Source organism: Streptomyces sp. NPDC045778, from assembly GCF_056431945.1.
Map to the genome: position 1 here is coordinate 254384 of NZ_JBWKJZ010000001.1, position 20522 is coordinate 274905.

The window sequence follows — 20522 nt, forward strand, 5'->3', positions numbered from 1 at the left end:
GGAACGGTGGGGTTCAGGAGGGGATGCGGACGGAGACGACCGTGCCCTGGTCGTACACGATCGTCGCGACCCCGCCGAGCGGCAGGACCGTCGGCGGACGCAGGTGGTCGGCGACGACGGCGCCGAGGTCGTCGCCCTGCTTCGGCTCGCGGTCGCCCGGCGCGCCCGGCACCCGCAGGGCGCGCGCCTCGCCGGAGGCGGTGAGCGGCACCGTGCGCAGGGTGGTGTTGTCGGCGAGGAGCGCGCGGTCGCCGATGAGCAACGGCGCCGAGGAGATCATCCGCTTGACCTGGTCGTCGGCCACGGTCAGCGGCTCCTCGCGGGTGACCCGCCCCTTCTTCGCCTCGGCGACGAGGAGCTTCGCCGCCTCGGTGTCGTAGGCGAGGGCGTCGCCGGGGCCGACGGCGGTGACGACGACGTCCGGCGCCACCTTCCCGTCCGGCCGCACCCCCGGCGCCTTGAAAGCGAACGCACCCTCGGCCTTCAGGGTGCGGGCGTCGAGCCGGGTCACCCGGGTCCCGGCCTCCTCGGTGGCGTCGTCGAAGCCGGAGCGGCCGGTCACCACGGCCGCGCACAGGATCTGCTCGCCCACGGCCATCACGCTGAGGCACTGCTCGCCGTCGTAGGCCTTGCCGCGACGTGCGCCGGTCCTGGCGTCGAGGGCGACCAGGCCCTCTTTGGCCCAGGCGTAGACGCGGCCGTGCCGGGCGACCTCGGCGCCGTACATGCCGTTCTGCTCGGCGCCCGACAGCTCGTCGGTGCTGAGCGGCACGGTCCAGCGGGGCTCGCCGCCGCCCAGCGGGTAGGCCAGGAGCGTCGCGCCCTTGGGGCCGCCGTCGCCGTACGGCTTGGCCTCGGCGGTGACGAGGAGCAGGCCGTCGCCGAGCAGCGCGCGGGTGAAGAACCTGCCCTCCGGCGGGCGCGCGGACCAGCGCACGTCGCCGGACGCGGAGTCGCGCACCTGGAGGCGTCCCTCGTGGGCGATGACGGAGGTCCCGCCGCGCACCACCGGGTCCAGGCTGTCGCCGGGCATGAACAGCTTCCCGGACGGGCTGATGTAGGCCTCGCCCCCGGAGGCCCCGCTGCCCCCGCCGGCCCCACCGGCCCGGTCGTCCGCCGAGCGGCCGTCGGACGTCCACAGGCGCTTGCCGTCGGCCGCGCCGATGGATTCGTACGTGCCGTTGGTGAGCAGGCAGACGACGGCCCGGGTGTCGGCGGCGCAGTTCATGGGCGCGTGCGAGAACGAGCCGCGCCACGGCTTCCAGCCCTTGGGGCGCTGCGCCGCGTGCTGCGGGACGAGGCCGCTGCGGTCGTCGGTGCCGTTCTTGTCCACGCCCGCGGCGGCGATCAGCGCGGCGGGAGGGAGGGTGCGGGACGGGGCGCCGCCGGGGCGCTCCGCGCCGCCCTTCGCACCGCCCTTCGCGCCGCCGGAGCCGGAGTCGGGCCCGAGCAGCGCGAGCAGGGCGCCGGTGGCGCCGCCGGCCACCGCGACGGCGGCGACGACGGCGAACGCGGTACGGCGGCGTCGCCGCCGGGAGGCGCCGGGCGCGGTGGCCGCCGCGGGCGCGGCGGCGCCCATCGTGGGCACCTCGTGGACGGCACCCGAAGTGCCCGGCGCGGCCGGGGCGTTCAGGGCGGTGGGCGACCACGTGGGCGTCGGCTCCCCGCCGGGCGGCGCGGCGGGCGGCGCGGGCAGGGGCAGCAGCGGCCGCCCCACGGCGCACAGGTGCTCGACGTCCTGCCGCACCTCGCCGATGGCCTCCAGGACGGGCGCGGGCCACGCGAAGCCGGAGCCGTCCCCTCCGGCGAGGCCCGCGAGACGCCCGGCGAGCACCTCGGGGCCGGGCCGCTCGGCCGGGTCCACGACCAGGCAGGCCGCGAGGACGTCCCGCAACTCCGCCGGTATGGCGTCCAGTTCGGCCTCGGCGCGCGAGACCCGGTACAGGACGGCGGCCACGGGCCCGTCGCCGAACGGGTCGCGCCCCACGGCCGCGTACACGAGCACGGAGGCGAGGCAGAAGACGTCGGACGCGGCCACCACGTGCCGGCCGCCCGCGACGTGTTCGGGCGACATGAAGCCGGGGGTGCCGACGAGAAGGCCGGTGGCGGTCATCGTGGTGGCGCCGGGCGTGCGGGCCACGCCGAAGTCGATGAGCTTGGGCCCCTCGGGGCCGATGAGGACGTTGGCGGGCTTCAGGTCGCGGTGCAGCGCCCCGGCGGCGTGCACGGCGGTGAGGGCCCGGGCCATGGCGGCGCCGAGCGCGGCGACGGCGGGCACGGGCAGCGGCCCGTGCCGCCGCACCGCATCGGCGAGGGTGGGCCCGGGCACGTACTCCGTGGCGAGCCAGGGCTGTTCGGCGTCGGCGTCCCCGTCGACGAGCCGGGCGACGCAGGGGCTGGTGACGGAACGGGCCACCGCGATCTCGCGCCGGAAGCGGGCCCGGAAGGCGGGCTCGTCCGCGACGTCGCGCCGCACGACCTTGACGGCGACGAGCCCGTCCGGGTCGTACGGGGCGCGGGAGCCGTCGGGGGCGGCGGACGAGTCCGGGGCGCCGGGCACACCGGGGGCACCGGGCACACCGGGCACGTCTTGCGGCACGGGCACGTCTCGCGGCACGGCGAGGAAGACCTCGCCCATGCCGCCGGCGCCGAGCCGGGCGACGGTCTCGTACGGGCCCGTCCTGCGTGGGGACGTGTCCCTCAACCGACCGATCATCCCGCGCCGCCCCCCGTGTACGCCGTCACCTCATGAAACGCCCCGGCAGATTACTCGGTTCACCGAGGCGGCGGCAGTCAGGAGGGCGGCCCGGGCGGGAACGGCACCTCGGCGAGGACCGGCACCAGCCAGCCCTCCTCCTGCTCCAGGTGGGCGGTGAGGAGACCCGCCAGGGCGTCGAACTCCCCGAGGAACTCCTCGGCATCGGCGGTCGCGAGGTCGTCGAGCAGGGCGAGGACGCGCTCCTTGAGGCGGGCGATCTCGCGGTGCTCCGCGGCCAGGCGGGCGAGGGGTTCGCGCAGGCCGGGGTGGTGCGTGGCGACGCCGGGGAAGACGTGCTCGTCCTCGCCGGTGTGGTGGAAGGTGAGCGCGTCGCAGAACTCCAGGCAGCGCCGGCGGATCTGGAGGCCGAGGCACGGCGCGGGCGGTTCGCCCGGGCCCTGGTGGGCGGCGCGCGCGGCGAGGTGCGCCGCGGCCTCGGCGCGGAGGTGACCGAGCTGCTCGCGCAGCCAGTCATGGACCTCCAGGAGCTTGTCGGCGAGGGTGCGGACCTCGCGGGGCCGCGGGGTTCCGGTGGTCGTGGGCATGGGGGAGGGATCTCCAGACAGGGATGCGCGTCCGCGCGTACGTGACGGACCGACGGACGCGGTGAAAGGAAAGGGGAAGCAGAGTGCTGCACGGGCGCCCCGGGGCCCATGGAGGGCGGGGGACGCGGGCGCGGCTACGTCAGCCGACGCGGCGCCGCGCTGCGAGATGAACGCAAGGTCATGTCCCTTGGTGAAGGTGCTCGCCCGGTCGAAGGCCCGCCCACTGCTCTTTGGCCCAAGCCACGCGGCACGCGCACCATTACAGACACCGGTCCCGCGCCCTGTCAACGCGGGACCGGTGTGCCGTGCGGCACCCGGCGGCAGGCGTCCGCTCGCTCAGCGGCAGGCCGCCGCGATCGCCGCCGTGTCCCAGTAGAACGGCCGCACCTCGCGGATCCTGCCCTCCTCGACCGTGACGCTCTGGAGGAGCGGGAAGGCGAGCGAGCGCCCGGTGGCCCGGGCGCGGGCGCGGATCTCGCTGTGCACGGCGACCGTCTGCCGCGCGCCGGTGGCGGCGTCCCCGAGGAACTCCTGGCGGACGATGTCGAACTCCGCCCAGGTGCCGGCCATCGCGAGGAAGAACCGCTCTAGGCCCTCGTGCCCGCGCCAGGTGCCGCCGTACGGCAGGGAGTCGGCCTGGTGCAGGACGACGTCGGGCGCGAAGTAGGGGGCGAGCGGGGCGAAGGAGGCGCGGCCGGGCCCGCCCGCGGCCAGATAGCGGGTCTCGGCGGCGTACATGGCGGTCAGCACGGAACGGGCGTCCGTACGGGCGTCGGGGTGCGGCGTGGTGGTCATGCGGCGAGGGTGGCCGGTGGCGGCGGCGCGCGCTGGCGGTCTTCGGACGTCCACCTCGGCTCGCGGTGGGCGGTGGGCGGTGGGCGGACGGGTGGGTCGGCACCCGCCCGCCCCCACCGGTGTCCGGACTCCGGTGAAGGGCGGGGCGGGTTGCCGCCCTGGGCCCTCACTGATCATCGGGGAAGCGGAAAATCCAAGTCAATCCTCGGATTTACTAGCATGATTCCAAGTCAGAGCTTGGGTTGAGCCGTAACCAGCCAAAAGCCGGGCGGTATGACCGATTCCGCCCCACTTTCCGGCTTGTGACCGTTCGCCCGCACACGAGACCCTGCCAAGCGCGCCCGCGACCGCGCGGCGCGCACAGGGTGTCGTTTCCAGGGGAGGGAACGCAGTACATGGAAATGCAACGCACCAGAGGCCGGCGTCGGGCGGGGGCCGTCGCGGCCGTCGCCACGGTGGGCCTGCTCGCCGCAGTGACCCCGCCGTCGCACGCCGCACCGGACTCCGGGGGCGAGAGCCGCACCGGCACGTACATCGTGACGCTGAAGCCGGGCACGAAGTCCATGTCCGGCGCGGGCAAGGACATCGCCGAGAAGTACGACGCGCGCATCCAGCACACCTACACCACCGCCCTCAACGGCTACGCCGTGCGGGCCACCGCCACCGAGGCGCGCCGGCTCGCGGCCGACCCGTCGGTCGCCGGCGTGGTCGCGGACCGCAAGATCCGGGTGGACCTGGGGGCGCGGGCCGCGGCGCGGCAGCCGAACCCGCCGTCGTGGGGCCTGGACCGCGTCGACCAGAAGAACCTGCCGCTCGACAAGTCGTACACCTCGCCGCGGTCGAAGGGCTCCGGCGTCACCGTCTACGTCATCGACACCGGCGTGCGCACCTCGCACAAGGACTTCGGCGGGCGCGCCCGCTCCGGCTGGGACTTCATCCAGAACGACGCCGTCGCCCAGGACGCCAACGGCCACGGCACGCACGTGGCGGGAACGGTCGCGGGCACGAAGTACGGCGTGGCCAAGAAGGCCAAGATCGTCGCCGTGCGCGTGCTCGACTCGGAGGGCGGCGGCACGCTCGGCGGGATCATCGCGGGCGTCGACTGGGTGACCAGGAACGCCCGCAAGCCCGCCGTCGCCAACATGAGCATCGGCACCCCGGCCTTCGCCCCGCTGGACGCGGCGGTGCGCAAGTCCATCGCGTCCGGCGTCACGTACTCGGTGGCGGCGGGCAACGAGAGCGAGTCCGCGACGCGCTCCTCGCCCGCCCGCGTCAAGGAGGCCCTGACGGTCGGGGCGTCCGACCGGCGTGACAGGCGCCCCTCGTTCTCCAACTACGGCTCGCGCCTGGACCTGTTCGCGCCGGGCGTGGCGATCAAGTCCGCGTCCAACAGGAGCAACACGTCCACGGCGACCTACGACGGCACGTCGATGGCGGCGCCGCACGTCGCCGGTGTCGCCGCGCTCTACCTCGCCGACCACCGCACGGCCAAGCCCGCCAAGGTCGGCAAGTGGATCACCGACCGGTCGGCCAAGAACAAGCTGTCGGGCGTGGGTTCCGGTTCGCCGAACCGACTGCTCCAAGTTAAGTAGCCCGTACCAGCGGCCCCCGGCGGGAGCCCTCAGCCCCGCCGGGGGTCCCAGGTCGTCACTCTGCGGACCCGGCACCCAAGTGTCCCCTTGGCTCTCAGCCGCCCCTCCACGCTTTCGCTCAAGTTGCACGTGTATGCCTTCGGCAGGGCTCGGCCCTTCGCTCAAATCGCGCCACCCCTCCTGTCGTACAGGCTTGTTGTGGTTCACCCGGGCAGGTCACTCTTCCTGGGAAACGCGACCTGACGCGGCCCGGTACGTGGCCGCTGCCCAGGGGAGGGAAGGTCGCGTCCAAGGGGAGGGAACCAGCACATGCAGTCGTCACACACGCGCCGGATACGGCGGATCTCGGCCGTCACGGCCGTCGCCCTCGCGGGCGGCCTCGCCGTCGCCGTGCCGCCGTCGCAGGCCGCGTCCGACACCGCCGAGCACGGCTACGTCGTCACCCTGAAGGCGGACACCCGCGCGGCGTCCGCGGAGGGCAGGGACATCGCGGACGAGTACGGCGTGAAGATCAGCCACACCTACCGCTCGGCCCTGAACGGCTTCGCGGTCAAGGCCAGCGCCGCCGAGGCGCGGCGGCTCGCCGCGGACCCGTCGGTCAGCGCGGTCAGCCGGGACATCACGCTCCACACGGTCGGGCGCCAGGTCAACCCGCCGTCCTGGGGCGAGGACCGCATCGACCAGGCCAAGCTGCCGCTCGACCGGACGTTCCGCTATCCGAACTCGGCGGGCGCGGGCGTCACCGTGTACGTCATCGACACCGGCGTGCGCACCACGCACAGGGACTTCGGCGGGCGCGCCCGCTCCGGGTTCGACTTCGTCGACAACGACCCGATCGCCGAGGACGGCAACGGGCACGGCACGCACGTGGCCGGGACCGTCGCGGGCGCGAAGTACGGCGTCGCCAAGAAGGCCAGGGTCGTGGGCGTGCGCGTGCTCAACAACCAGGGCTCCGGCACGCTGTCCGGCGTCATCGCGGGCATCGACTTCGTGACCAGGAACGCGCGCAAGCCCGCCGTGGCGAACATGAGCCTCGGCGGCGCCGCCAACGCCCAGCTCGACCAGGCCGTGCGCAACTCCATCAGGTCCGGCGTGACGTATGCGATCGCGGCCGGGAACTCGGGGCAGCCCGCGAGCGGCACCTCGCCCGCGCGCGTCGCCGAGGCGCTCACGGTCGCGGCCTCCGACCGCGGCGACGCGCGGCCCGCGTTCTCAAACTACGGCCTGAGTGTCGACATGTTCGCGCCCGGCGTCGGCATCAAGTCGGCGGGCATCGCCGACGACAACGCCTCCGCGACGCTCTCCGGCACCTCGATGGCGGCACCGCACGTCGCCGGGGCCGCGGCCCTGTACCTCGCCGACAAGCGCTCGGCGCCGCCGTCCGAGGTGATGCGGATGCTCGTGAACCGGACCGCGAAGAACCGGCTCACCAACGTGGGCCCCGGCTCGCCCAACCGGCTGCTCCAGGTCAAGTCGTGACCCTCGCGTAGTCGGCGCGGCACCGCCGCACCGTCGCCCCCGGCAGGCGCACCCCGCCTGCCGGGGGTTCGTCGTGCCGGGGAGGGCTGCCGGTGGCCGGTCTTGTGCGTGCCGTTACGCGCGAGTAGTTAACAAAGCGCCGGATTGCCCACCCGAGAAGCGTGGGAAGGCTCCACCGGTACGCGCGTGCACGCGCCCGGCGCCCCAGAAGTGCACACGCACCCGCGGAACCCCTCCACAGCCGGAATCCGCCCACGCGCACGCGGAACAGGAGCGGTCATGCCCGAACCCCGCCAAGATGTAAGGGAGTTCATATCCGTGCCGGTCACCGGAAGGATCCCCATCCTCGCCGTCGAGCCCGTGGTGCTCGGCGGCCGACGCCCCGCCAAGGCCGTCGTCGGCGAGACGTTCCAGGTCAGCGCCACCGTCTTCCGCGAAGGCCACGACGCGGTCGCCGCGAACGTGGTGCTGCGGGACCCGGCCGGGCGCGCGGGCCCCTGGACCCCGATGCGCGAGCTGGCGCCGGGCACCGACCGGTGGGGCGCCGACGTCACCCCGGACGGGCAGGGCGACTGGACCTTCGCCGTGCAGGCGTGGAGCGACCCCCTGGCGACCTGGCGGCACCACGCGGAGATCAAGATCCCCGCGGGCATCGACACCGACCTGGTCCTGCTCGAAGGCTCCCGGCTCTACGAGCGCGCCGCCGCCGGGGTCCCCGCCGAGCTGCGCGCCCCCGTGCGGGCCGCCGTCCAGGCGCTGACCGACACCTCCCGCGCGCCCTCCGCCCGCCTCGCCGGGGCGCTCACGCCGGAAGCGGACGCCGTGCTCGCCGCCCATCCGCTGCGCGAACTGGTCACCTCCACCGAGGAGTTCCCGCTGCGGGTGGACCGCGAGCGCGCCCTCTTCGGCTCCTGGTACGAGTTCTTCCCGCGCTCGGAGGGCGCCGTGGTCCGCCCGGGCCAGCCGCCCGTCTCGGGCACGTTCCGCACGGCCGCGCGGCGGCTCCCGGCGATCGCCGGCATGGGCTTCGACATCGTCTACCTGCCGCCCGTCCACCCCATCGGCACCACCTACCGCAAGGGCGCGAACAACTCCCTGTCGGCCGGGCCGCACGACGTCGGCGTGCCCTGGGCGATCGGCTCCCCCGAGGGCGGCCACGACGCCGTGCACCCGGACCTCGGCACGCTCGACGACTTCGACGCGTTCGTGCGCGAGGCGGGCCGCCACGGGCTCGAAGTCGCGCTCGACTTCGCCCTCCAGTGCTCCCCCGACCACCCGTGGGTGGAGAAGCACCCCGACTGGTTCGCCCACCGCGCCGACGGCTCCATCGCGTACGCGGAGAACCCGCCGAAGAAGTACCAGGACATCTACCCCCTCCACTTCGACCGCGACCGCGCGGGCATCACCGCCGAGACCATCCGCCTGCTGCGCTTCTGGATGGGGCACGGGGTGCGCGTCTTCCGCGTCGACAACCCGCACACCAAGCCCGTCGCCTTCTGGGAGGAGGTCCTCGCCGACATCCACCGCACGGACCCCGACGTCCTCTTCCTCGCCGAGGCGTTCACACGGCCCGCGATGCTGCGGACCCTCGCCGCGATCGGCTTCCACCAGTCGTACACGTACTTCACCTGGCGCAACGACAAGCGGGAACTCACCGACTACCTCACCGAACTGTCAGCCGAGACCGCGCACTACCTGCGGCCCAACTTCTTCGTGAACACGCCGGACATCCTGCACGCCTACCTCCAGGACGGCGGGCCGCCCGCCTTCGCGGTGCGCGCGGTGCTCGCCGCGACGCTGTCGCCGACCTGGGGCGTGTACAGCGGCTTCGAGCTGTACGAGAACACGCCGCTGCGCCCCGGCAGCGAGGAGTACCTGCACTCGGAGAAGTACGAGCTGCGACCGCGCGACTGGGCCGCGGCCGAGCGCGAGGGCCGCACCCTCGCTCCCCTCATCACCCGCCTCAACGCGGCACGGCGCGCCAACGCGGCCCTCGGCCAGCTGCGCGACCTGCACTTCCACGAAGCGGACAACGACGCGGTGCTCGCCTATTCCAAGACCGTGCGGCACCCCGGCGGCTCGAACACGGTTCTGGTGGTCGTGAACCTCGACCCCCACCACACCCAGGAAGCCACGGTCTCGTTGAACATGCCACGGCTCGGCCTCGACTGGCACGAGTCGGTGCCGGTGTGCGATCAGCTCACCGGTGAGACCTACCACTGGGGCAGGGCCAACTACGTGCGCCTGGATCCGGGCGTCACGCCCGCGCACGTTCTCGTCCTGCGACCGTCCTACCGCTGATCGGAGGGTCACCCACACATGATCGTCAACGAGCCCGTCCCGGACACCTTCGAGGACACCCCCGCGAAGGACCGCGACCCGGAGTGGTTCAAGCGCGCCGTCTTCTACGAGGTCCTGGTCCGCTCCTTCCAGGACAGCAACGGCGACGGCGTCGGGGACCTCAAGGGCCTCACCGCCAAACTCGACTACCTCCAGTGGCTGGGCGTCGACTGCCTGTGGCTGCCACCGTTCTTCAAGTCGCCGCTGCGCGACGGCGGTTACGACGTGTCGGACTACACGGCGGTCCTGCCCGAGTTCGGCGACCTCGCGGACTTCGTGGAGTTCGTGGACTGCGCCCACCAGCGGGGCATGCGCGTGATCATCGACTTCGTGATGAACCACACCAGCGACCAGCACCCGTGGTTCCAGGCCTCGCGCAACGACCCCGAGGGCCCCTACGGCGACTACTACGTCTGGGCGGACGACGACAAGCAGTACCAGGACGCCCGGATCATCTTCGTCGACACCGAGGCCTCCAACTGGACCTTCGACCCGGTGCGCAAGCAGTACTACTGGCACCGCTTCTTCTCCCACCAGCCGGACCTCAACTTCGAGAACCCGGCCGTGCAGGAGGAGATCATCTCCGCGCTCAGGTTCTGGCTCGACCTCGGCATCGACGGCTTCCGGCTCGACGCGGTGCCGTACCTGTACGCGGAGGAGGGCACCAACTGCGAGAACCTCCCCCGCACCCACGAGCTGCTCAAGCGGGTGCGCGCCGAGATCGACGCCCACTACCCGGACACCGTCCTCCTCGCCGAGGCCAACCAGTGGCCCGAGGACGTCGTGGACTACTTCGGCGACTTCGAGCACGGCGGCGACGAGTGCCACATGGCCTTCCACTTCCCGGTGATGCCGCGCATCTTCATGGCCGTCCGCCGCGAGTCGCGCTACCCCGTCTCGGAGATCCTCGCCAAGACGCCGCGCATCCCCTCGGGCTGTCAGTGGGGCATCTTCCTGCGCAACCACGACGAGCTGACCCTGGAGATGGTCACCGACGAGGAGCGCGACTACATGTACGCGGAGTACGCCAAGGACCCGCGCATGCGCGCCAACATCGGCATCCGCCGCCGCCTCGCGCCCCTCCTCGACAACGACCGCAACCAGATCGAGCTGTTCACCGCCCTGCTGCTCTCCCTGCCCGGCTCACCGATCCTGTACTACGGCGACGAGATCGGCATGGGCGACAACATCTGGCTCGGCGACCGCGACGCCGTGCGCACCCCCATGCAGTGGACGCCCGACCGCAACGCGGGCTTCTCGTCCTGCGACCCGGGCCGCCTCTATCTGCCCACGATCATGGATCCGGTCTACGGCTACCAGGTCACGAACGTCGAGGCGTCCATGTCCTCGCCGTCCTCGCTCCTGCACTGGACCCGCCGGATGATCGAGATCCGCAAGCAGAACCCGGCGTTCGGCCTCGGCTCCTACACCGAACTGCCCTCGTCGAATCCGGCCGTTCTCGCCTTCCTGCGGGAGGCGCCGTCCACCGGCGAGGAGGGCGCGGGCGGTGACGGCGCGGACGACCTCGTGCTGTGCGTGCACAACTTCTCCCGCTTCGCCCAGCCGACCGAGCTGGATCTGCGGGTCTTCAACGGCCGCCATCCGGTCGAGCTGATCGGCGGGGTGCGCTTTCCGGCCATCGGTGAACTGCCGTACCTCCTCACCCTCGCGGGGCACGGCTTCTACTGGTTCCGGCTGCGTGAGGACCCGGCGTAAGGTCGCCGTGACAGTGCCGTGAAGCCGCCCGCGGCAGGCGTGAGGCGCGCCGCACCGGGCACTCGCCCACGGCACGGCCCTTGCCCGGCACCCCCGGCACCTCCCCTTGACACCCCCCGTCGAGGGCGCGGAAAGGACACGACGCCATGTCGGAAGCCGCCACCCGCCCCAGTGCCCACGCCGGCGCGCTGATCGCGTCGCTCGACCCGCTGCTTCGCGGCTGGCTGCCGCGCCAGCGGTGGTTCGCGGGCAAGGGCCGCCCCGTCACGGGCTTCGAGCTGGTGGCGGCGACGGAACTCCTGCCGCCCGGGGCGGACCCCGGCCTGCTGCACCTGCTGATCCGGGTGCGCCAGCCGCTGCTCGCCGGGCCGGACACGGCGGCCGACCACGAGCTGCCCGCCGACTGCTACCAGCTCCTGCTCGGGGTGCGGGACGAGCTGCCGCCGCCGCTCGCGCCCGCCCTCATCGGCCACGTCACCCAGGGCGCGCTCGCGGGCAGGACCGTCTACGAGGCGCTGCTCGACCCGCGCCTGACCGGGCTGCTCCTGGAGCGCCTGCGGCTGCCCGGGCGGCTCGGCGTGCTGCGCTTCGCCCGCGCCGAGCACACCGACATACCGCCCTCGCTCGCCCCGCGCACGTGCGGCGTCGAGCAGTCCAACTCCTCGCTGGTGTACGGCGACGCGCTGATACTCAAGCTCTTCCGCCGGGTGGTGCCCGGCGTCAACCCCGACCTGGAACTGCCGCTCGCCCTGGCCCGGCAGGGCTGCGCCCGCGTGCCCGCGCCCGCCGCCTGGCTGACGGCCGACTCCGCCGACGAGCCGCTGGTGCTCGGTGTCCTCCAGCCGTACGTGCGCGGCGCCTGCGACGGCTGGGAGCTGGCCCTGCAAGCCCTCGCCAAGGGCGAGGACTTCGGCGCCGAGGCCCGGGCGCTCGGCCGCGCCACCGCCGAGGTGCACGCGGCCCTCGCCGCGGCCCTGCCCACCGTGTCGCTCGGCCGCGCCCAGGTGGAGCTGCTCGCCCGCGGCATGACCGAGCGCCTGGAGGCCGCCGCCCGCGCGGTGCCCGCCCTGCGCCCGTACGAGCCCGCGCTGCGCACCGCGTACCAGGCGCTCGCCGATCTCGGCACCCACAGCGGCACCGCGTGGACGGCCCAGCGCGTCCACGGCGATCTGCACCTGGGCCAGTGCCTGCGGGCGCCGTCGGGCTTCTGGTCCCTCATCGACTTCGAGGGCGAGCCCGCGCGGCCGCTCGCCGAGCGCCGCATGCCGCAGCCCGCCGCCCGCGACGTGGCGGGCATGCTGCGCTCCTTCGACTACGCCGCCCGCTCCTTCCGCCCGTGGGCCCCCCGCTGGGCGGACGCCTGCCGGGCCGCGTACTGCACGGGCTACGCCGACGTCGCGGGCCGCGACCCGCGCACCGAGCCGGTGCTCCTGCGCGCCCACGAGACCGACAAGGCGGTCTACGAGGCGGTGTACGAGGCCCGCCACCGCCCCGACTGGCTGCCGGTCCCCCTCGCCGCCCTCGACCAGCTCGCCGCGGACGCCGCGGGCCCGCGCCGGAGCACCGGCGCGTCCTGCCGCCCCGACGACGCCCGCTGACCCGCTTCCCACGCCCTTCGGACAGGAGGCCGCCTCCGTGACCCGCCGTCCCCCCTCCTCAGCCCCGCAGAACGAACCCGACCCCGAGGTCACACCACCGCGCCAGCCTGCCGCCAAGCGGACCAGGAAGAAGACGGCCGCCGTCAAGAAGACGGCCGCCGCGAAGAAGGCCCCGGCGAAGCGGAAGGCCGCGGCGAAGGCGCCTGCGCAGCCGGTGGCACCGCCCCCCGGGAAGACCGCGCAGCCACCGGCCCCCTCCCCCGTGCCCGAGGCCGACCGCGTCCGGCTCCTGACCGGCACGCACCACGATCCGCACGGGGTGCTCGGCGCGCACGCCGTGCCCGGTGGGGTGGCGTTCCGCGCCCTGCGGCCCCACGCACGCGCCGTGACCGCCGTCATCGGGGACGTACGCGCCGAACTGCTCGACGACGGCGACGGCTTCTTCTCGGCCGTCCTACCGCTGCGCGAGGTCCCCCAGGACTACCGCCTGCACATCACGTACGACGGGACGGAGTGGGACACCCACGACGCGTACCGGTTCCTGCCCGCGCTCGGCGAACTCGACCTGCACCTGATCGGCGAGGGCCGGCACGAGCAGCTGTGGGAGGCGCTCGGTGCGCACCCGATGACGCACCAGGGCGTCATCGGTACCCGCTTCACGGTGTGGGCGCCGAACGCGCTCGGCGTGCGCGTCGTCGGGAACTTCAACTACTGGGACGGCACGGGCTCCTCGATGCGGTCGCTCGGCGGCAGCGGGGTGTGGGAGCTGTTCGTGCCGTCGGTCGGCGAGGGCGAGCTGTACAAGTTCCAGATCACCCGGCCCGACGGCAGCATGACCTTCCGCGCCGACCCGCTGGCCCGCCGCACGGAGGTGCCCCCGGCCAACTCCTCCGTCGTGCACGCCTCGCACCACGTGTGGCGGGACGAGGAGTGGCTGCGGCGCCGGCAGGAGACGCCCGCGCACCGGGCGCCGTTCTCCGTGTACGAGGTGCACCTGCCGTCCTGGCGGCCCGGCCTCACCTACCGCCGGCTGGCCGAGCAACTCCCGGCCTACGTCCGCGACCTGGGCTTCACGCACGTGGAGCTGATGCCGGTCGCCGAGCACCCCTTCGGCGGGTCCTGGGGCTACCAGGTCACCGGCTTCTACGCGCCGACGGCCCGGCTCGGCACACCCGACGACTTCAAGTACCTGGTGGACGCGCTGCACCGGGCCGGGATCGGCGTGCTCATGGACTGGGTGCCCGCGCACTTCCCGCGCGACGACTGGGCACTCGCCGAGTTCGACGGGCGGCCGCTGTACGAGCACGAGGACCCGTTGCGGGCGGCCCACCCCGACTGGGGCACGCTGGAGTTCGACTACGGCAGGGCCGAGGTGCGCAACTTCCTCGTCGCCAACGCCAGTTACTGGTGCGAGGAGTACCACATCGACGGCCTGCGCGTGGACGCCGTCGCGTCCATGCTGTACCTCGACTACTCGCGCGAGCACGGCCAGTGGACGCCGAACGCCCACGGCGGCCGCGAGAACCTGGACGCGGTGGCCTTCCTCCAGGAGATGAACGCCACCGTGTACCGCCGCTCGCCCGGCGTGGTCACGATCGCCGAGGAGTCCACCGCGTGGGACGGCGTGACCCGCGCGACCCACCACGCGGGACCCGGCGGCTTCGGCGGCCTCGGCTTCGGCCTGAAGTGGAACATGGGCTGGATGCACGACTCGCTGGGCTACATGGCCAAGGACCCCGTCCACCGCAAGCACCACCACCACGAGATGACGTTCTCGATGGTGTACGCCTACAGCGAGAACTACGTCCTTCCCATCTCGCACGACGAGGTCGTGCACGGCAAGCGGTCCCTGGTGTCGAAGATGCCGGGCGACTGGTGGCGGCAGCGCGCGAACCACCGGGCGTACCTGGCCTTCATGTGGGCCCACCCCGGCAAGCAGCTCCTCTTCATGGGGCAGGAGTTCGCGCAGGGCGCGGAGTGGTCGGAGAGCCACGGCCCCGACTGGTGGCTGCTCGATCCGGCGTACGGGGCGGAGGCGGACCACCGGGGCGTGCGGGACCTGGTCCGCGACCTCAACACCCGCTACCGCGCCGAGCCCGCCCTGTGGCAGCGCGACACGGAGCCCGAGGGCTTCGCCTGGGTGGTGGGTGACGCCGCCGAGGACAACGTCTTCGCCTTCCTCCGCTTCGGCGCGGCGGGCACCTCTCCCCTGCTGTCCGTCTCCCACTTCTCCCCCGTGGTCCGGCACGAGTACCGCGTCGGGGTACCGGACGACGTCACGGCGTGGGTGGAGGTCCTCAACACGGACGCGGAGCGATACGGCGGCGCCGACACCCTCAACCCCGACCCCCTCAAGCCCACCCCCACCCCGTCCCACGACCACCCCGCCTCCCTCCTCCTCTCCCTCCCGCCCCTTTCCACGATCTGGCTCCGCCCGGCCTGAACCCCGCGTCAGCGAGACGTCAGCGGGACGTGAGCGGCCCCTGTAAGCGTGGTGACACACACAGCAGCCGCGTCCACAGCAGGAGTCACCGCATGACCGTCCCTCACCACCACGGCGCCGACCCGGCCGGCCCCTCCCGCAGGTCGGTGCTGGCCGCCGCGGGCCTGACGGCCGCGGGCCTCGCCTTCCAGGGGTCCCTGGGTGCCGCGAGCGCCTCGGCGGCCGCGGCCCCCGCGATCTTCTACTCGCCGCACCAGGACGACGAGGCGATCGGGATGGCCGGCTCCATCCTGGAGCACAAGGCCGCGGGGCGACCGGTCTACCTGGTGCTCGTGTCCCGGGGCGAGAACGGCGGCATCGCGGAGTACCTCAACCGGCCCCGGTGCGTCCTGGGCGACAAGTGCTCGGCCCCCGGCCACACCCACGAGCTGGGGTGGCAGGAGGCCTGGCCGACGCCCGAGGTGGTCTCGGCCCGCACGTCCGAGTTCCACCTGTCCGCCAAGGCCCTCGGCGTCGACAAGGTCATCAACTTCAAGCTCTCCGACACCGCCTACGGCACCGACAGCGAGTACGACGCCTTCGTCCGGCAGATCATGGACAAGGTCCGCGGGCTCGCCCGGAAGTACCCGGGCGCCTCGCACAAGTTCGCCGCGGGGTGGCTCGACACCACCGACCCGCGCCAGCCCACGAACGCCACGCACAAGGCGTGCAGCGACGCCGCGTACTGGCTGATGAAGAACGGCGAACTGAAGGACGTGCGCTTCAACCACATCTACACGTACGAGGCGTTCGGCCGCGACCAGCGCGACCGCGGCGCGGACCACGTGCTCCACATCCCGTCCGCGCACATGGCGAAGAAGCGGGCCGCGATCCTCGCGTACAACACCTGGGACCCGAACCGGAACCTCTACACCGCCGGGTACCACAGCGTGCCCACCATGCTGGAGCAGGCCTACAGCGACCCGAGGGAGTTCGTGTACGCGCTGCCGTCCCGCTACAAGCCCGGCCGGGGCAAGTAGCGCGCGGGCCGCGTGCCGGGCCCGGCCCCGGGGAGGGCGGGCCCGGCCGGCGGGGTCAGCCGGCGGCGAGGTCCGGCGGCAGCGTCTCCGGGAGCGGTGCCGTGTGCAGCAGGGCCAGGCGCTGGGTGGACCTGGTCAGGGCGACGTACAGGTCGCTGGTGTCAAAGCGGGACGGCTCGACGACAAAGACCGTGTCGAATTCGAGCCCCTTGGCCTGCCGGGGATCGAGCAGGACGAGGGAGCGGGTGAGGTCGGGCACCTCCCCCGCGGTGACGCCCGGCAGCTCCGGGGCCAGCTCCGCGTGCAGGTCACGGGGGGCGATGACCGCGAGCCGCCCCTCGCGTGGAGCCTCCGCGACGGCCCGCGCGACGGCGTCCGCGAGGTCGCCGTCCGGCACGTGCCGCGCCCAGGGCTCGACGCCGGTGGACCTGACGGACCGGGGCGGCTCGAAGCCGGGCCGCCCCGCCCTGCGGGGCACCTCCGCCGCGAGGGCCATGATCTCCGCGGGGGTCCGGTAGTTGACGCCGAGCCGCGCGAACTCCCACCGGTCCTCGACGTACGGCGCGAGGATGTCCGCCCAGGAGCCGACGCCCCCGGCCTCCGCCGTCTGCGCGGGATCGCCGACCAGCGTCATGGAGCGCGTCGGGGAGCGCCGCATGAGCAGTCGCCAGGCCATCGCGGACAGCTCCTGCGCCTCGTCGACGATGATGTGCCCGAACGCCCAGGTGCGGTCGGCGGCGGCCCGCTCGGCCGCGCTGCGGTGGTCGGCCTCCTCGTGCCGCTCGGCCATCCGCTCGGCGTCGATGATGTCGTGCGCGAGCAGGACCTCGGCGTCCTCCTCGTCCTTGTCCTCGAATTCGTACGTACGCGAGGCGTACGACACGTCGAGCACGCCCTGCGCGTACGCGACCTGCCGCTGCCGCTCCGCCTCCGCGCGGGCAAGGGCAGCGCTGTCGTCCTTGCCGAGCAGCTCGGCGGCCTCGTCGAGCAGCGGCACGTCGGCGGGCGTCCAGGCCGCGCCGGGGGCCCGGCGCACGGCGGCGGCGTCCGCCTCGGACAGGTGGACGGGCTCCTCCAGATAGTCGGCGACGAACCGCTGCGGGGTGAGCGCGGGCCACAGCTCCTCGATCGCCGCGTGCACCTCGGCGCTGGCCGCGATGCCCTTGCCGAGCTGGGCGATGTCGTCGGGCCCGAGGAAGTTGGGCCCGCCGTACGGGTCGTGGCCGATGCGCTCGGCGAGCTGCGCGGTGAGCGCGTCGATGACGTGGAAGGCGAACGTGGGCCGCGCGAGGTTGTGCGGCAGGTCGGCCGCGCGGGCCGCGGCCCGTGCCTCGTAGGCGATCTCCCAGTCGAGGACGAGGTCACCGTCGTCGTGCTCGATGATCAGCGGCGCCCCGGGTTCGGGCAGCCGCTGCCGGTCCTCCAGGGCCCGCTTCAGCACGTCGGCCATCGCGGCGCGGCCCTTTACCTCGGCCGCCGCGGGCGTGTCCGTGCCGGTCGCCGTGACGCCGGGGAACAACTCGCCGAGGGAGGCGAGCAGCACTCCGGTCTCGCCGAGCGCGGGCAGCACGTCGCTGATGTAGCCGAGGAAGGCCGGGTTGGGCCCGACGATCAGGACGGCCCGCTTGGCCAGCAGCTCGCGGTGCGCGTACAGCAGGTACGCGGCGCGGTGCAGCGCGACGACGGTCTTGCCGGTGCCGGGGCCGCCCTCGACGACGAGGACGCCCCGGTGCGGGGCGCGGATGATGCGGTCCTGCTCGGCCTGGATGGTCCGCACGATGTCCTGCATGCGCCCGGTGCGCGCGGAGCCCAGCGCGGCCAGCAGCACCTCGTCGGCGTCGGCGCTCTCGTGCCCGGTGCGCGTGGCGTCGCCGAGGTCGAGGATCTCGTCGTGCAGACCGGTGACCTCGCGGCCCCGGGTGGTGATGTGCCGCCGCCTGCGCAGCCCCATCGGGGTGTGGCCGGTGGCGAGGTAGAAGGGGCGCGCGACGTCCGCGCGCCAGTCGACGACGAGCGGCGTGCGCTCCGTGTCGGAGGCGCGGATGCCGATCCGCCCGATGTGGTGGTCGCGGCCGTCGCGGAACGCGAGCCGCCCGAAACACAGGCCGTTCTCACTGGAGTCGAGCGCGGCGAGCAGCCCGGAGCGCTCGGCCACCAGTACGTCGCGCTCCAGGCGCGCCTGGAGGCCGTTGCCGACCTGCTGGAGCGACGCGCGCACGGCAGACTCGGCCTCCTCGCGCAGCGCGTCGAGGCGCGCGTACAGCCCGGAGACGAATTGCTGCTCTTCCCGCAATTCCTCGGTTGACAATTCAGCCCCTCGCCAGATACAGTGTCGTTATACAGATTCCCGCAATACTCGTGCGCCCAAATGCGCAGAGCAATGCGAAAGAATCCACTATACGCAGAGAAAAGCCCCGCGCGTCAATGACGCCCGGGGCTTGTCTCTTGTTCCGCCGCTCGACTCCGGCGGACCGGCTTCCGTCAGGCGGCAGGGCTCAGAGCACGCCCGCCCCCGTCAGCTCCCCCACCAGCTTGCGCTTCGCCCGCGCCCCGACGGCCTGCCACACCGGCTCACCGTCACGGAACACCATCAGCGTCGGCGTGGAAAGCACCCCATAGGCGATCGTCGTCTCGGGATTCCGGTCCACATCGATCCGCACCACCTTCAGGCGCTCCCCCTCCTCCGCGGCGAGAGCACCGAGCACCGGCGCCAGCTGCCGGCACGGCCCGCACCACTCAGCCGTGAACTGCACGAGCACCGGCCGCTCACCGCTCAGCACCTCGAACCCGAAATCCCCGTCCGTCACCTCGGCCACACCCTCGGCCCGCACACCACTCATGCCCGTCCACCCCTTACGTCAGTTCGCACCGCGGCTCCGGACCACCCGGAGCCTCCGCGTCGGCCGCCAGCTCCCGCAGCGCCCGCTCGGCCCGCGCCAGCTGCGCGCCGACCTGCGCGCGCACCGCGCCCAACTCTCCGATCAGGGCGTCGATTTCGGCCAGCTTGCGGCGGTACACGGCCACCGACGCCGGACAGGAGTCGCCCGCCGGGTGCCCGGACCGCAGGCACTCCACGAACGGCCGGGTCTCCTCCAGGTCGAAGCCGAAGTCCTGGAGCGTCCTGATCTGCTCCAGGAGCCGGACGTCGCCCTCGTCGTAGGCGCGATGGCCGTTGCCGTCCCGCCGCGCGGGCAACAGCCCCCGCGACTCGTAGTACCGCAGCGTCCGCGTGGTCGTCCCCACCCGTGACGCGAGTTCGCCGATGCGCATGCCGCGACCGTAACCCTTGACGTCGGCGTCAAGGCCAGCGATCCGCGCGGGGTCAGGGCTTGCGGACCGCCTCCACCGTCGCCGTCCAGTCGTCGGCGCCGTGGCCCAGGTCGACGCCGCGCCGGGCCACCGCGTTCACGGCGCGCAGCACGGAGGTGTCGAGGCCGCGGTGCTCGGCGGCGTGCACGATGTGGTCGATGCCCGCCACCTCCATCACCAGGTTCGCCTCCGCGCCCGGGTAGCTGCCGGAGTCGACCTGCCCCGCCATCTCGTCGACGAGGGAGGTGACGAGACCGGCGTTCGCCTTGAGGAAGGGGGCGAGCGCGGCGGCCGGGACGCCCTCCGCCGTCGCCAGCGCCAAGGCGTGCACGACGCCGGACATCGCGGTCCAGAAGTAGTCGAGCAGCGACAGGTCGTACACGGCGGCGAGGCCGTGGTCCTCACCGACGTACGTCGTGTGCCCGCCGAGCGCCTTGAGGGCCTGCTCGTGCTTGTCGTACGCGGCACGCGGGCCCGCGTGGAAGAGCAGCGCGTCCGGCGTGCCGACGACGGACGTGGGCACCATCACCGCGCCGTCCAGGTAGTCGACGCCCGCCGCGGCGGCCCACTTCGCGGCGTTCCGGGCGCGCTCGGGGGTGTCGGAGGTGAGGTTCACCAGAGTGCGCCCGGCGAGGTCGGCGGCGAGCGGTTCGAGGACGGCCGCGGAGGCGTCGTAGTCGACGACACACACGACGACCAGCTCGCTCGCGCGCACGGCCTCGGCGGCGCTCGCCGCGCGGACGGCACCCCGGGCGACGAGGTCCTCGCCCTTGCCCGCCGAGCGGTTCCAGACGGTCGTCGGATGGCCGGCGTCGAGGAACGCTCCGGCGAGGGCCCGGCCCATGGCGCCGAGGCCGATGACGGTGACAGAGGTCTTGGGGTGGGTGTCGTTCTGCATGCCCCCCATGCTTGGTGAGTACGTACGCGG

The 20522-nt window shown here is 73.4% G+C and carries 13 protein-coding genes and 1 pseudogene; 7 read left to right on the plus strand and 7 right to left on the minus strand.

Going from position 1 to position 20522, the window contains the following annotated elements:
- Nucleotides 1-13 precede the first annotated feature (13 nt).
- The 3 genes from AC07GB_RS01120 to AC07GB_RS01130 all read right to left on the minus strand — a co-directional run bounded on the left by AC07GB_RS01120 (nucleotide 14) and on the right by AC07GB_RS01130 (nucleotide 4098).
- Nucleotides 14-2704, minus strand: coding sequence for a serine/threonine-protein kinase (locus AC07GB_RS01120; RefSeq protein ID WP_478841119.1), 2691 nt, complete (start codon nucleotides 2702-2704; stop codon nucleotides 14-16).
- An 89-nt stretch (nucleotides 2705-2793) separates the two neighbouring features.
- The gene (locus AC07GB_RS01125) at nucleotides 2794-3303 is read right to left on the minus strand and encodes a hemerythrin domain-containing protein (RefSeq protein ID WP_478841120.1); all 510 of its coding nucleotides are present in this window, start codon (nucleotides 3301-3303) and stop codon (nucleotides 2794-2796) included.
- A 336-nt stretch (nucleotides 3304-3639) separates the two neighbouring features.
- Nucleotides 3640-4098, minus strand: a complete 459-nt coding sequence (locus tag AC07GB_RS01130) for a nuclear transport factor 2 family protein (protein ID WP_478841121.1) — start codon at nucleotides 4096-4098, stop codon at nucleotides 3640-3642.
- Nucleotides 4099-4493: 395 nt separating this feature from the next.
- Here AC07GB_RS01130 and AC07GB_RS01135 point away from each other — a divergent pair, with 395 nt between their 5' ends.
- The 7 genes and pseudogenes from AC07GB_RS01135 (at nucleotide 4494) to AC07GB_RS01165 (ending at nucleotide 16285) form a co-directional block, all read left to right on the plus strand.
- Nucleotides 4494-5690, plus strand: a complete 1197-nt coding sequence (locus AC07GB_RS01135) for a S8 family peptidase (protein WP_478841122.1) — start codon at nucleotides 4494-4496, stop codon at nucleotides 5688-5690.
- A 309-nt stretch (nucleotides 5691-5999) separates the two neighbouring features.
- Nucleotides 6000-7169: a S8 family peptidase gene (locus tag AC07GB_RS01140; RefSeq protein WP_478841123.1), complete on the plus strand. Its 1170-nt coding sequence runs from the start codon at nucleotides 6000-6002 to the stop codon at nucleotides 7167-7169.
- Between the two features lie 279 nt (nucleotides 7170-7448).
- A pseudogene (locus AC07GB_RS01145) lies at nucleotides 7449-9487 on the plus strand (alpha-1,4-glucan--maltose-1-phosphate maltosyltransferase); the annotation flags it as partial.
- A gap of 1 nt (nucleotide 9488) precedes the next feature.
- Entirely contained in the window at nucleotides 9489-11225 is a 1737-nt protein-coding gene (gene treS, locus AC07GB_RS01150; RefSeq protein ID WP_478841124.1) for a maltose alpha-D-glucosyltransferase, read from the plus strand.
- A gap of 146 nt (nucleotides 11226-11371) precedes the next feature.
- Nucleotides 11372-12823 (plus strand): maltokinase N-terminal cap-like domain-containing protein, encoded by a 1452-nt coding sequence (locus AC07GB_RS01155; RefSeq protein WP_478841125.1) that lies wholly within the window; start codon nucleotides 11372-11374, stop codon nucleotides 12821-12823.
- Between the two features lie 37 nt (nucleotides 12824-12860).
- Nucleotides 12861-15266, plus strand: a complete 2406-nt coding sequence (gene glgB / locus AC07GB_RS01160) for a 1,4-alpha-glucan branching enzyme (RefSeq protein ID WP_478841126.1) — start codon at nucleotides 12861-12863, stop codon at nucleotides 15264-15266.
- Between the two features lie 92 nt (nucleotides 15267-15358).
- The gene (locus AC07GB_RS01165; protein ID WP_478841127.1) at nucleotides 15359-16285 is read left to right on the plus strand and encodes a PIG-L deacetylase family protein; all 927 of its coding nucleotides are present in this window, start codon (nucleotides 15359-15361) and stop codon (nucleotides 16283-16285) included.
- Between the two features lie 55 nt (nucleotides 16286-16340).
- Here the strand turns inward: AC07GB_RS01165 and AC07GB_RS01170 are convergent, their stop codons facing one another.
- From AC07GB_RS01170 to AC07GB_RS01185, 4 genes are all read right to left on the minus strand, one after another.
- Nucleotides 16341-18593: a HelD family protein gene (locus tag AC07GB_RS01170; protein ID WP_478841128.1), complete on the minus strand. Its 2253-nt coding sequence runs from the start codon at nucleotides 18591-18593 to the stop codon at nucleotides 16341-16343.
- A 187-nt stretch (nucleotides 18594-18780) separates the two neighbouring features.
- Nucleotides 18781-19125: a thioredoxin family protein gene (locus tag AC07GB_RS01175; RefSeq protein WP_478841129.1), complete on the minus strand. Its 345-nt coding sequence runs from the start codon at nucleotides 19123-19125 to the stop codon at nucleotides 18781-18783.
- A gap of 13 nt (nucleotides 19126-19138) precedes the next feature.
- Nucleotides 19139-19555 (minus strand): MerR family transcriptional regulator, encoded by a 417-nt coding sequence (locus AC07GB_RS01180; RefSeq protein ID WP_478841130.1) that lies wholly within the window; start codon nucleotides 19553-19555, stop codon nucleotides 19139-19141.
- Between the two features lie 52 nt (nucleotides 19556-19607).
- Nucleotides 19608-20492, minus strand: a complete 885-nt coding sequence (locus AC07GB_RS01185) for an NAD(P)-dependent oxidoreductase (RefSeq protein ID WP_478841131.1) — start codon at nucleotides 20490-20492, stop codon at nucleotides 19608-19610.
- Nucleotides 20493-20522: the final 30 nt, after the last annotated feature.

Excerpts from the sequence above, each read along its gene's own strand:
- AC07GB_RS01165 (WP_478841127.1), top strand. The coding sequence starts at position 15,359 with ATGACCGTCCCTCACCACCACGGCGCCGACCCGGCCGGCCCCTCCCGC.
- AC07GB_RS01135 (WP_478841122.1), top strand. The coding sequence starts at position 4,494 with ATGGAAATGCAACGCACCAGAGGCCGGCGTCGGGCGGGGGCCGTCGCG.
- AC07GB_RS01185 (WP_478841131.1), bottom strand. The coding sequence starts at position 20,492 with ATGCAGAACGACACCCACCCCAAGACCTCTGTCACCGTCATCGGCCTC.
- AC07GB_RS01130 (WP_478841121.1), bottom strand. The coding sequence starts at position 4,098 with ATGACCACCACGCCGCACCCCGACGCCCGTACGGACGCCCGTTCCGTG.
- AC07GB_RS01155 (WP_478841125.1), top strand. The coding sequence starts at position 11,372 with ATGTCGGAAGCCGCCACCCGCCCCAGTGCCCACGCCGGCGCGCTGATC.
- AC07GB_RS01125 (WP_478841120.1), bottom strand. The coding sequence starts at position 3,303 with ATGCCCACGACCACCGGAACCCCGCGGCCCCGCGAGGTCCGCACCCTC.
- AC07GB_RS01140 (WP_478841123.1), top strand. The coding sequence starts at position 6,000 with ATGCAGTCGTCACACACGCGCCGGATACGGCGGATCTCGGCCGTCACG.
- treS (WP_478841124.1), top strand. The coding sequence starts at position 9,489 with ATGATCGTCAACGAGCCCGTCCCGGACACCTTCGAGGACACCCCCGCG.
- AC07GB_RS01180 (WP_478841130.1), bottom strand. The coding sequence starts at position 19,555 with ATGCGCATCGGCGAACTCGCGTCACGGGTGGGGACGACCACGCGGACG.
- AC07GB_RS01175 (WP_478841129.1), bottom strand. The coding sequence starts at position 19,125 with ATGAGTGGTGTGCGGGCCGAGGGTGTGGCCGAGGTGACGGACGGGGAT.